We start from the raw sequence: 12,781 nt of genomic DNA, 5'->3' as shown, positions 1-12,781 counted from the left end.
AAGTACCAAGTTGAAACTTCGAACACATTAGGGTTGTTATCGTCACAATCTGTTAAGGGAAGTGAATTTTGGGTATATCCAGTTCCTGGAGAGGTACAACTTTGTATTGTAGGTGTAACAGCATAATTATCTCCATCGGCATCTAAGTACCAAGTTGAAACTTCGAACACATTAGGGTTGTTATCGTCACAATCTGTTAAGGGAAGTGAATTTTGGGTATATCCAGTTCCTGGAGAGGTACAACTTTGTATTGTAGGTGTAACAGCATAATTATCTCCATCGGCATCTAAGTACCAAGTTGAAACTTCGAACACATTAGGGTCATTATCGTTACAATCTGTTAGGGGAAGCACATTTTGCGTATATCCAGGTCCAGGGCTATTACTGCTAGTAACAGTAGGAGCTATAGCATATCCATCTCCATCGGCATCTAAATACCATGTATATTCAGTTGTAGTTCCTAAATTTTCATTCAAAGCGATGACCAACGAAATATCTTTGTCAAAAGGCACCTCATTTCCGGCGGCATCTGTTTGAGTTGTTGAATTATTGCCAGAATTTGGGTGTTGAATAGACATGAATAGGAAACGAAAATCAGGGGAAAACGTTATTCCGGTTGGCTCTGCCCCAGAAGGAACAATGCCAAAAATTTCAACTTGAGGAATTGCTTGAGTATGACCATTTTTTACTACCCATATATAGTTGTTGTCACCATCTTGTAAAACCCAAAGATTACCATCATTGTCAAAAGCTAAGTTGTCATTTCCATAACCCCAATTTACACTAGTTGGGCCACCGGAATGATTAATGCTATATGTTTTATTGCCAACATAGGTTTCCATATTAATTACTGTTGTTCCAGAAATTGGGTCAGAATCTTGAAATCGATATACTTGATCTTCATTTTTTACCGCAAAATAAATGAAGCCGTCAGGTCCAATTTCTACATCTTCTATTCCATTAAAAACAGTAGCTTCTAAAGCAGCGCTTTGGTCAACAGTTGTGTTTCGTTCCTCTTTTGTGGTATTGTTTAATAGAATCCAATTTCCTGGTCCGTTTTTAGATCCTTTATATACATAAAGTTTACCACTACTTAAATCTTGTGGGCTATCAGCAACAAACTTATGAAGATATCCTACTGCAGCATCAGCACCTTGGTAAGCTGTTCTTTCATTACTATGTATGACTAAATTTTCATGTTTGAAATTTCCTAAAGCCCATCGCTTATCGATTACGGTTTTGGTTGCAGGATTTATTTCAACGGCCCAGCCTAAATCATGATAGCCATCACCATTGATGTCAACGGGAATTGACTGATTTTGAAACAATTCTGCTGATGTGTACTCTTCGCAACTTATTATAGTATTCCATGGGGTTACAGTTCCAGAGCAATTCGCAGCAGTTAATACATAATCACTAAAATCAACGGCTTGTGAATAGGAGGTAGACCAAAGTTTTGAGGTTGGATTAAAGTTAATGTCTAAAATGGACACAGCACCTGGAGCAATTTCTGCATTAATGCTTAGGTAGCCATTTTCACTGCTTCCGTTTATAGGAACATAACCGGTGAAATCTGTATTTCCAGGTAATGTTCCACCCTGCGTTAAAGCATCACCTCTTGAGATAATGGCCTGAAACGTATGGGTAGAGGGAATATTGAAATCCGAATTTTGGGATACTGGATTAACCGAAATGAAATCTCCTATGTTTTGAGCTTTGCCACTTAGGGTAAGCAAGAGGGAAAATATAAAATAATACTTCATTCCAATTCTAAGATTTTTGCTTCAAGTACCTTTTTTAAGCACTGAAAAGTTGAAATATAAAGGGGGAAATGAAAGTTATTAAATAATACTGAAGTAATTCATTTACTTCGATTAAGTACAATTAACAAATGCTGAAAAAGCATAAGTATTTGGTAATTAGTGTTATGGTGTAGATTTTTATCCTAAAATCATACCAGCAATAGTTGCAGAAAGTAGAGAGGCTAAAGAACCGCCTAATACAGCTTTCATACCGAATTCAGATAAGGTTTTTCGTTGTCCAGGTGCAAGGGAGCCAATACCACCTATTTGTATTCCAATTGAAGCAAAGTTTGCAAAGCCACATAGCATATAAGTAGCCATAATTACCGACTTATTAAATTTTAAATGGGGTTGAGTAGCCAAATCTTTTAATTCTGCCAACTGAATATAGCCGACAAATTCACTTGCAACTAATTTGATGCCCAATAATTGACCCATCAACATAATGTCTTCATTGGCAACACCTATTAACCACATTAAAGGGGCGAAAATTGTACCTAAGATTGCTTCAAGGGAAAATTTTTGATACGATGTGTTTTCTGCAATCCAAGCGTTTAAATTAGTGAAATCTCCAGTCCATTCTAGAATACCATTAACCATTGCGATTATAGCAACAAAAACCAAGAGCATAGCACCCACGTTAACTGCCAATTTTAAACCCTCAGTTGTACCATTTGCAATGGCATCTAAAACATTAGAGCCAATTTTTTCAGATGAAACATGAATATCACTATTTACTTTTTCGGTCTGTGGGTAGAGGATTTTTGAAATTACAATTGCCCCGGGTGCTGCCATTACAGAGGCAGCTAATAAATGCTTAGCAAAAACCAATTGTAGCATTTCATCTTCACCGCCTAAAAACCCTATGTATGCAGCCAAAACAGCACCTGCTACGGTGGCCATACCGCCAATCATTACAAGAAGTATTTCTGAGCGCGTCATTTTCTCCAAATAAGCCTTAATAAGTAAAGGTGCTTCCGTCTGACCTAGAAATATATTACCGGCAACAGAAAGACTTTCTGGTCCCGAAATTCCTAAACTTTTAGACAATAACCAAGCTAAGCTTTTAACCACTTTTTGAATAACTCCTAAGTAGAATAACAAAGAGGTAAGAGCAGAGAAAAATATAATAGTAGGTAATACCTGAAATGCGAAGATGTAGCCAAAGGTACCTGTGTCTACAACAAGTCCTTCAAAAAGGAATTTACTTCCTGCACGTGTAAATTCTAGGATGCTAACGAATATTCTTCCAATTTGTTCAAAAACTAATTGTACAAAAGGGACTTTAAGAACACCAATAGCAATTACTAATTGCAGTATTAAACCTATACCTACAGTTTTCCAATTAATTGCTCTTCGGTTAGAACTGAATAAGAAAGCGAGTAGTAGTAAAGCCAACATGCCTAAAACACCTCTTCCAAGGCTATTAAGGGAGAACCCATCATTTGGTTCCATGTCCATTACATTAGCTGTTATGGCGTCGTCAACCAGGGTAGTGTCAACACTGTTTTCCAGTACTTTTGTCACTTCTAAGTCTTGAGCAAATGTTATTGAGGTAAGTAGTAGTGCAAAAAATAGCAGCCATTTGCCCTTTTTCATAAACTGTAATTTAGTGTTTAGTTGCGCTTAGAGATTTCATCTCTCAATTTTGCCGCCTTTTCGTAGTCTTCATTGGCGACTGCCTTCTTTAATTCTACCTCAAGTTCATTTATCGTTAGTTCAGTATAACCGTCGGAAGCTCCAGATTCTATTTCTATAGTTTCACCTTCTTGTAGGATTTCATCTACCATGATGCTATCATCGCTATCTTTTTTCTCTTTGTCCTTTGATGAGAATTTTAGGAAAATTCCGGCTTTATCCAATATAGTTTTATAAGTGAAGATGGGTGCATTAAAACGTAAAGCCAATGCAATGGCATCACTTGTTCTCGCATCTATAATTTCTTCGATACCGTCTCTTTCACAAATGATGCTAGAATAAAAAACGCCATCCACTAATTTGTGAATGATTACTTGTTTGATAACAATATCGAACCTATCTGAAAAATTCTTAAAAAGGTCATGTGTTAAGGGTCTTGGCGGCTTTATTTCTTTTTCTAAAGCGATTGCGATAGACTGTGCTTCGAAAGCACCAATGACTATTGGTAATTTTCTGTCACCTTCTACCTCGTTCAGAATCAGTGCATAGGCACCATTTTGAGTTTGGCTATAGGAAATACCTTTTATTTTTAAACGTACTAGACTCATATATCTTTAACTAAAAAAGGCTGTTCAAAATACTTGGGGCTCCAACTATCTGAACAGCCCTTTAAGGGGCACAAAATAACAAAAAATTAGCCGTTTTGAGCTTTAAAAACCTTTAATTTTTCAATCAATTGTGGAACTACTTCAAAGGCATCGCCAACAATTCCGTAATCGGCAGCCTTAAAAAATGGTGCTTCGGGGTCATTATTGATAACAACTTTTGTTTTTGAGGCGCTTACTCCTGCCAAATGCTGAATTGCTCCAGAAATACCAATAGCGATGTAAAGGTTACTTGCCACTGGCTTACCTGTTTGGCCAACATGTTCACCATGAGGTCTCCAACCAAGGTCAGATACTGGCTTAGAGCATGCTGTTGCAGCACCGAGTATATCAGCAAGTTCTTCTATCATTCCCCAATTCTCTGGACCTTTCAATCCTCTTCCTGCAGATACTACAATATCGGCATCTGCTATTGTAGCTTTACCTACAACTTTGTCGATTTCTACGGATTTGGTGTTGTTCATATTTTCATCCGAAGTAGCACTAATTTCTTCTATAGTAATTTCTGTCTTGCTTTCATGAGCACCAAATGCATTGTTAGATACTCCGATTATTTTAATATCAGTATCTATTTGAGTGTGAGCAAATCCTTTATTACTGAATGCGGTTCTTTTGACCATGAATGGAGAAGTGCTTTCAGGTGCTTGTACCACGTTAGGTGCGTACCCAGCAGATAATTTGGCAGCTAGTAAAGGGGCTAAATATTTGGTATCGGTGCTAGAGCTAAGAATAACAACCTTGGCGTCTGTACTTTTAACAGCTTGTGTAATAGACGCCGCATAAGCGCCAGCGTTAAATGTTGCCAAAGATTCATCTTTAACATTTAAAACCTTAGAAACACCATAATCACCTAGCAATTCATTATCGGTGCTATTGAAGGCAACTGCGGTAACAGTGGTTCCCATCATTTTTGCAACAGCTGATGCGTAAGAGGCAACTTCAAGTGCGTTCTTTTTAAATTTTCCTTTTTCTGATTCTGTATATACTAAAACTGACATTTTTCTTTCTTTTTAATTAGTACCCGTCTTGTGGGATATTAAATGACTTTAGCCTCATTATGTAATAGATCAATCAATTGGTCTACACTGTCGGCAAGTTTAACCTGGCCTTTCGCTGCTGGTTTATCGAATTTTTTGTCTTCAGTTGCTTTAAGACCATCAACAGGTTCTAAAACACTCAAAGGTTTTTTTCTAGCCATCATAATACCACGCATATTCGGTATGCGTAAATCACTTTCTTCAACTAAACCTTTTTGTCCTCCAACAACTAGAGGTAGTGAACTGCTTAATTTCTCTTTACCTCCATCGATTTCTCTTACAGCGGTAACATTGTTGCCATCTATTTCTAGGTTAATGCAAGAGTTTATAAAATTCATGTTAGATAAGGAAGCTAAAATACCTGGCACCATACCACCATTATAGTCAATAGATTCTCTACCGCCTATTACTAAATCATAACCTCCATTCTTAACAACTTCAGCCAATTGTTGTGCAACATAAAAACCATCAGTAGGTTCAGCATTTATTCTAAAAGCTTCATCTGCACCAATAGCTAGTGCTTTGCGCATTGTAGGTTCAACACTTGGTCCGCCAACGGTTGCGATATGTACCGTAGCTCCTTGTTTTTCCTTGAACCACATTGCTCTTGTCAATCCGAATTCATCATTTGGGTTGATAACAAATTGCACGCCATTGGTGTCGAATTTGGTATCGCCATCGGTGAAATTAATTTTAGAGGTGGTATCTGGAACATTACTTATACAAACTAATATCTTCATGTGTAAAAACTTTAATTCAATGACGACGAAGATAACTATTTAATTCTAAATTTACTATGCACGCATAGTAAATTTTATAACTTTTTTTAAATAGAGCGTTCTATTAATTGACATTATATTTCCTATTTTTGCTTGCTTTCTAGCATATAACAAAGATTAATATTTTCGATAGATGAAAACACTACAATTTAGAGAAGCGATAGCCGAGGCGATGTCCGAAGAAATGAGAAGGGACGAGTCTATCTATTTGATGGGTGAAGAGGTAGCAGAATATAACGGCGCCTATAAAGCTTCCAAGGGTATGTTGGATGAATTTGGCCCTAAGAGGGTTATAGATACGCCAATTTCAGAACTTGGTTTTGCAGGGATAGGTGTTGGTTCTACAATGACAGGGAATAGACCGATTATTGAATTTATGACCTTCAACTTTGCGTTGGTAGGTATAGATCAAATTATAAATAATGCAGCTAAAATTAGACAGATGTCTGGCGGACAGTTTCCTTGTCCAATAGTATTCAGAGGGCCAACAGGTTCTGCAGGTCAATTGGGAGCAACGCATTCACAAGCTTTTGAAAGTTGGTATGCGAACTGTCCAGGTTTAAAGGTTGTTGTGCCGTCGAACCCAGCCGATGCAAAAGGATTGTTGAAAGCAGCTATACGTGATAATGACCCAGTTATTTTCATGGAGTCTGAACAAATGTATGGTGACAAGGGTGAAGTTCCAGAAGGAGATTATACCATTCCGTTAGGTGTTGCTGATATTCGTCGTGAAGGTAAAGATGTAACGATAGTTTCTTTTGGTAAGATTATAAAGGAAGCTGATAAAGCTGCCGATGAATTAAAGAAAGATGGTATTAGTTGTGAAATTATAGATTTACGTACTGTTAAGCCGCTAGATTATGAGGCTGTTCTTAAATCTGTAAAAAAGACAAACCGTTTAGTGATTTTAGAAGAAGCATGGCCATTTGGTAATGTTGCTACTGAAATTACGTATCATGTTCAAGCGCATGCATTCGATTATTTAGATGCTCCTATTGTTAAAATTAACACAGCTGATACTCCTGCACCTTACTCACCAGTTTTATTAGAAGAGTGGTTGCCGAATTATAAAGATGTCGTTGCGGCTGTTAAAAAAGTTTTATATAAATAAAATACAATTTTGTAAAAGTATCTTAGCTTCTCCGACCAAGTCTGGAGAAGCTTTTTTTATTGATAGGTAATTTGATTTAAAAAATGCAAGACAACCAAAATATTTGATGAAAGATATATTCTTTGTAATAGTCAGTTTTTGTTTTTTTATAACTCACGCTCAAACTAAAGTTGGGGGTATTGTAATAGATGAACAAGGCGAACCAGTTTCGTTTGCTAATGTTTTATTTAAAAATTCTACTGAGGGTACGATTACAAATGATGATGGTAGGTTTTATTTAGAATCTGAAAACGACTATAGTACAGCAATCATATCATTTATAGGATATACAGAATACGAGCTTGAACTTACCTCTAAGGTAATGTATGATTTAAAAATCATACTTACAGAGTCGGCTGAGCAGCTAAATGAGGTGGTTCTAATAGCGGGTAAACAATCTAAAAAGAATAACCCTGCTGTAGATATTCTTCGTAAAATTTGGGCAAAAAAAAGGCAAAACGGGGTTCGCCAATTTAACCAGTATGCTTTTGATAAATATGAAAAGGTTGAGTTTGATTTAAATACGATAGACAGTTCTCTAATAAAAAGTAAAATATTTAAAGGACTAGAATTTGTATTTCAAGATTTGGACACCTCTAGAATTACAGGCAAAACCTATTTGCCTATTTTCTTGAATGAAACATTTTCTAAAGTCTATGGTGATAATAAACTTAATGAAGAAAAGGAAGATATATTAGGTAATAAGAATTCAGGTTTTGAAAACAACCAAGCCATTATTGCCTTTGTTAAAGATTTGTATCAAGAGTATGATGTCTACAATAATTACCTAAAATTTTTCGATAAAAGTTTTACTAGTCCTTTGTCAAGAACTGGTGTTGACACCTATAATTATGCATTGCGCGATAGCGCTTTTATAGATAATAAATGGTGTTATAATATAGTATACTACCCTCGACGTAAAAACGAACTGACATTTAAAGGTGATTTTTGGGTGAATGATTCCACATACGCCATTAAAAATATAAATCTACAGGTTACCAAAAGTGCAAATATCAACTGGGTTAAAGAGATTTATATTGAACAAGATTTTGAAGTAGTTAATGATTCTGTTTTTCTTCTGAAACGAGATTATATGTTAAGTGATTTCAGTTTTAACAAGAAAGAGGAGTCTAGAGGTTTGTATGGTAAACGAACAACGGTTTATGATAATTATGATTTTAATAAACTTAAGCCAAGGGAGGCCTATAGAAAAGAACGAAATCCATTAGATGTTAATCAAATATTGAAAGATGATGCGTTTTGGGAGAAAAATAGACTAGAAACCTTAAATAAAGATGAAAAAGGAATCTACAAGTTATTAGATACGTTAAAGACGGTTCCTAAATTTAAATCATATTATAACTTCGTAAGTATATTAGGGTCTGGTTATGTTGAAATGGATAAATGGAATCTAGATTTAGGTTCGGTTTATGATTTCTTCGGATACAATAGTGCTGAAGGTGCTCGGGTAAGAGTTGGGGCAAGAACATATTATGGTCAAAATGACCCTTGGCGAATTGAAGGTTATACGGCATACGGATTTAAAGATCATAAATTTAAACATGGCCTTGCCGGTAAATTTTTAGTAGATAGAAATAGTAGGTTAATCGTATCAGGGGGGAATAGAAGAGATATTGAACAACTTGGTGTTAGTTTAACGGCGACAAATGATGTTTTGGGTCGCAGTATTGCCTCATCATCATTATTAACGGTCGGCGCCAATAATCGATTGACCAATATTAACCTGAGTGCTCTTAATTTCGAAATTGAACCGCTAACTAATTTTAAGTTTTCGGTAGGAGGTACCTTTAGAACATTAAGTTCTGCTTTGCCAAATGATTTTAGTTTGGACTATGTAGATCCAGAATCACCTACAGGGGTTTCATCTGAAATACGACAATTCGATTTTAATGCGCTAATTCTATATACACCGGGTAAGAAGACCATTGGTTATGGTGTTGAGCGTCGTGATGTTAATGATACTTATAGTACCATATTACTGAACTACACTAAAGGAATAAAGGGTGTGCTTGATAGTGATTTTGATTATAGTAAGCTTCAATTTTCATATAGTCAGCCTTGGCAGCTAGGTGGTTTTGGTAGGTTGTTAAGTACTGTAGAGCTTGGTAAAACATTCGGAGAAGTACCTTTAGGGCTTTTAAGTGTGGTGCCAGGGAATCAAACTTTTTTCTCAAATTACGGGACGTTTCCAAATTTAGATTTTTACGAATTTGTAACCGATACTTATGCTGCGGTGCATTTGCAGCATAATTTTAATGGACGATTTTTCTCAAGAATACCATTCCTTAGAAAATATAATCTTAGAGAGATTGTGGCGATTCGTGGAGTTTGGGGCGATTTGTCTGATGCAAACAAAGCATTAAGTGCGCCAGCTACGGCAAATACACCGTTGCGTGCGCCATCAGAAAAGATATATTATGAATATTCCTTCGGTATAGGTAATATTTTCAAGATCTTTAGATTAGATTTTAATTTTAGAGGTAATTATTTAGATAATCCAGAAGCAAGGCCGTTCGGAGTTACCGGAACGTTTGGATTTGTCTTTTAATTCATTTATTTTTTACAATTATAACAGAGAAGTACCGTTTCATAGACAACTATAAATTAAACAACTTAAAATATGGCAGCAGCTAAAGGATTGACCTTTGATGTGTTAATAGAGATTCCGAAAGGAAGTAGAAATAAATACGAATACGATTTTGCTTTACATAAAATACGATTTGATCGTATGCTTTTTTCTTCCATGATGTACCCAGGTGATTATGGGTTTGTTCCAGAAACATTGGCCTTAGATAAGGATCCACTTGACGTTTTGGTAATGGGAACGGAGCCAACCTACCCAATGACAGTAATGGAAGTGAAGCCAATAGGTGTGTTTCATATGACCGATGAAAAAGGACCAGATGAGAAAATTATCTGTGTGCCTGTTTCTGACCCAATTTGGAGTAACAACAATGATATCAGTGATTTGAATCCTCATAGATTAAAAGAAATTGAACATTTCTTTCAGGTATATAAAGATTTAGAAGAGAAAAAAGTAGATACTGGCGGTTGGGGAGATGCTAAGGAGGCAATAGAAATATACCACGAATGTGTGAAGAGATATAACGAAAGTGAGCACAAAGCAAAGCGAACTTTTGTGATTTAAATAATTTTATTCAGTTTTAAAGCCACTTTTTGTATAAAAAAGTGGCTTTTTTTTATTCTATTCTAATTTACTACTTTAGCCGCGCTAATTTTATAACTAAACAAACAACAGATTAAATGGAGTCACTAATGATTTATATGCCAATAGTAATGGCTGTTTTAGGCCTAATTTATATGGGTATCAAGAGGTCTTGGGTAATGAAACAAGATGCCGGAGATGGGAAAATGAAAGAAATATCAGATTACATTTATGAAGGCGCTCTAGCTTTTTTAAGTGCAGAATATAAACTTTTGTCCATATTCGTAGTAATAGTAAGTGTTTTACTTGCAATAGTTTCATTTGTAGTACCAACAACACATTGGTTAATTGTGGTAGCATTCATTTTTGGAGCTATTTTTTCAGCCTTTGCAGGAAACATAGGTATGAAAATCGCTACGAAAACGAATGTTCGTACCACACAAGCCGCCCGTACAAGTTTGCCTAATGCATTGAAAATTTCATTTGGTGGTGGTACCGTTATGGGTCTGGGTGTTGCAGGTTTAGCAGTTCTAGGTCTTACCATATTTTTTATTCTATTCTTCCAATTTTTTATGGGAGGTGTTTGGACTACGACTATGGATATGACTATTGTACTTGAAACTCTTGCAGGTTTTTCATTAGGTGCTGAATCTATTGCATTGTTTGCACGTGTAGGTGGTGGTATCTACACGAAAGCTGCAGATGTTGGTGCAGATTTAGTGGGTAAGGTAGAAGCAGGTATACCAGAAGATGATCCTCGTAACCCAGCAACTATTGCCGATAACGTTGGCGACAACGTAGGTGATGTTGCAGGAATGGGAGCAGATTTATTCGGTTCTTATGTAGCTACAGTTTTAGCTGCAATGGTTCTTGGTAACTATGTGATTAAAGATATGGGTGGAAATATTGCTGATGCCTTTGGTGGTATTGGTCCAATTTTATTGCCAATGTCAATTGCAGGGGTTGGAATTATTATTTCTGTAATTGGAACGATGCTAGTAAAAATAAAGAGTAACGATGCTAAAGAATCTCAAGTAATGGGAGCTTTAAACCTAGGAAATTGGGTATCTATAGCTTTAGTTGCTGTATCGTGCTTTGGTTTAGTAACTTGGATGTTACCTGAAACAATGCAAATGAATTTCTTTGGTGAAGGTTTAAAAGAAATTTCTTCGATGCGTGTATTTTATGCAACGCTAGTTGGTTTAGTAGTTGGTGCAGGAATTTCTTCAGTAACAGAATATTACACAGGATTAGGAAAAAGTCCAATCTTAAAAATTGTTCAACAATCTTCTACGGGTGCAGGTACGAATATAATTGCAGGTTTGGCGACAGGTATGATTTCTACTTTCCCATCTGTATTGTTATTTGCGGCTGCTATATGGTCGTCTTATGCTTTTGCAGGTTTTTATGGTGTAGCACTAGCGGCATCAGCAATGATGGCAACTACTGCTATGCAATTAGCTATAGATGCTTTTGGTCCTATATCTGATAACGCTGGAGGTATTGCAGAAATGAGTGAGCAAGAGCCTATCGTAAGAGAAAGAACAGACATTTTAGATTCTGTAGGTAACACTACGGCTGCAACTGGTAAAGGTTTTGCCATTGCTTCTGCAGCATTAACTTCTTTAGCATTGTTTGCTGCTTATGTAACATTCACTGGTATTGATGGTATTAATATATTCAAAGCTCCAGTATTAGCAATGTTATTCGTTGGTGGTATGGTACCAGTAGTATTTTCTGCCTTAGCGATGAACGCTGTTGGTAAAGCTGCAATGGAAATGGTTCAGGAAGTTAGACGTCAGTTTAAAGAAATTCCTGGTATTATGGAAGGTACGGGTAAGCCAGAATATGATAAATGTGTTGCTATTTCTACACAAGCTTCTCTTAGAGAGATGATGTTGCCAGGTTTATTGACTATCGGTTTCCCGTTATTGATTGCTTTTGCACCCTTATTATTTGGAATGAACAAATTAGCTATTGCAGAGATGTTAGGTGGTTATATGGCAGGTGTTACTGTTTCAGGTGTATTATGGGCTATATTCCAAAATAACGCTGGTGGTGCTTGGGATAACGCTAAGAAATCATTTGAAGCTGGTGTTGAGATTAATGGTGAAATGACCTATAAAGGTTCTGAAGCTCACAAAGCAGCAGTAACAGGAGATACAGTTGGCGATCCTTTCAAAGATACATCAGGTCCTTCAATGAACATTTTAATAAAACTGACTTGTTTAATTGGTTTGGTAATTGCGCCAATATTGGGTGGACATGCAGAAGAAGGTGTTGCGGTACAAAATGAAACGAATGAAGTTACAATAGAAATGAATGTAGAAAGTGCTGATTTAGCAGAAGCTACCGTAACATATACTACTACGATTAATGGCGAATCGGTTACTGAAGAGGTGGTTTATAATGGAACTAAAGCTGAAGTAGAAGCGCAATTGGCTGAATTTGAAAATGCAAATGTTCTTAAAAAAGGAACAGCAACAGAAGTAACTATTGAAAAAGTAGAGATTAACAAATAAT

General features: G+C 36.3%; 9 protein-coding genes. 4 read left to right on the top strand and 5 right to left on the bottom strand.

Features of this window, described 5'->3' with window-relative positions; all coding sequences use genetic code 11:
• The 5 genes from B5X55_RS14545 to B5X55_RS14525 form a co-directional block, all read right to left on the bottom strand.
• On the bottom strand, positions 1–1,763 hold a 1,763-nt coding region (locus B5X55_RS14545), incomplete at its 3' end, for a PhoX family protein (RefSeq protein WP_079513361.1).
• 177 nt (positions 1,764–1,940) lie between these two features.
• A complete protein-coding gene (locus B5X55_RS14540) occupies positions 1,941–3,401 on the bottom strand; it encodes a NupC/NupG family nucleoside CNT transporter (RefSeq protein ID WP_079513360.1) in 1,461 nt (486 codons plus the stop codon).
• Between the two features lie 17 nt (positions 3,402–3,418).
• Positions 3,419–4,048, bottom strand: coding sequence for a bifunctional nuclease family protein (locus tag B5X55_RS14535; RefSeq protein ID WP_079513359.1), 630 nt, complete (start codon positions 4,046–4,048; stop codon positions 3,419–3,421).
• An 86-nt stretch (positions 4,049–4,134) separates the two neighbouring features.
• The gene (locus tag B5X55_RS14530) at positions 4,135–5,103 is read right to left on the bottom strand and encodes an electron transfer flavoprotein subunit alpha/FixB family protein (protein WP_079513358.1); all 969 of its coding nucleotides are present in this window, start codon (positions 5,101–5,103) and stop codon (positions 4,135–4,137) included.
• 38 nt (positions 5,104–5,141) lie between these two features.
• On the bottom strand, positions 5,142–5,882 hold the full coding sequence (locus tag B5X55_RS14525; protein ID WP_079513357.1) for an electron transfer flavoprotein subunit beta/FixA family protein: 741 nt from the start codon (positions 5,880–5,882) through the stop codon (positions 5,142–5,144).
• Positions 5,883–6,054: 172 nt separating this feature from the next.
• On the opposite strand from B5X55_RS14525, the gene B5X55_RS14520 reads away from it, so the two are divergent.
• From B5X55_RS14520 to B5X55_RS14505, 4 genes are all read left to right on the top strand, one after another.
• Positions 6,055–7,032, top strand: a complete 978-nt coding sequence (locus B5X55_RS14520) for a pyruvate dehydrogenase complex E1 component subunit beta (RefSeq protein WP_079513356.1) — start codon at positions 6,055–6,057, stop codon at positions 7,030–7,032.
• Positions 7,033–7,138: 106 nt separating this feature from the next.
• A complete protein-coding gene (locus B5X55_RS14515) occupies positions 7,139–9,640 on the top strand; it encodes a DUF5686 family protein (protein ID WP_079513355.1) in 2,502 nt (833 codons plus the stop codon).
• 72 nt (positions 9,641–9,712) lie between these two features.
• Positions 9,713–10,240, top strand: a complete 528-nt coding sequence (locus B5X55_RS14510) for an inorganic diphosphatase (RefSeq protein ID WP_079513354.1) — start codon at positions 9,713–9,715, stop codon at positions 10,238–10,240.
• 116 nt (positions 10,241–10,356) lie between these two features.
• Positions 10,357–12,780, top strand: a complete 2,424-nt coding sequence (locus B5X55_RS14505) for a sodium-translocating pyrophosphatase (RefSeq protein ID WP_079513353.1) — start codon at positions 10,357–10,359, stop codon at positions 12,778–12,780.
• The last annotated feature ends 1 nt before the right edge of the window (position 12,781 follow it).

Origin of the sequence: Maribacter arcticus (assembly GCF_900167935.1) — a bacterium.
Lineage (GTDB): Bacteria > Bacteroidota > Bacteroidia > Flavobacteriales > Flavobacteriaceae > Maribacter > Maribacter arcticus.
The sequence above is the reverse complement of the archived record's forward strand: the minus strand, read 5'-3'. Positions and strand labels throughout refer to the sequence as shown.

Excerpts from the sequence above, each read along its gene's own strand:
- B5X55_RS14540 (WP_079513360.1), bottom strand. The coding sequence starts at position 3,401 with ATGAAAAAGGGCAAATGGCTGCTATTTTTTGCACTACTACTTACCTCA.
- B5X55_RS14535 (WP_079513359.1), bottom strand. The coding sequence starts at position 4,048 with ATGAGTCTAGTACGTTTAAAAATAAAAGGTATTTCCTATAGCCAAACT.
- B5X55_RS14530 (WP_079513358.1), bottom strand. The coding sequence starts at position 5,103 with ATGTCAGTTTTAGTATATACAGAATCAGAAAAAGGAAAATTTAAAAAG.
- B5X55_RS14525 (WP_079513357.1), bottom strand. The coding sequence starts at position 5,882 with ATGAAGATATTAGTTTGTATAAGTAATGTTCCAGATACCACCTCTAAA.
- B5X55_RS14520 (WP_079513356.1), top strand. The coding sequence starts at position 6,055 with ATGAAAACACTACAATTTAGAGAAGCGATAGCCGAGGCGATGTCCGAA.
- B5X55_RS14515 (WP_079513355.1), top strand. The coding sequence starts at position 7,139 with ATGAAAGATATATTCTTTGTAATAGTCAGTTTTTGTTTTTTTATAACT.
- B5X55_RS14510 (WP_079513354.1), top strand. The coding sequence starts at position 9,713 with ATGGCAGCAGCTAAAGGATTGACCTTTGATGTGTTAATAGAGATTCCG.
- B5X55_RS14505 (WP_079513353.1), top strand. The coding sequence starts at position 10,357 with ATGGAGTCACTAATGATTTATATGCCAATAGTAATGGCTGTTTTAGGC.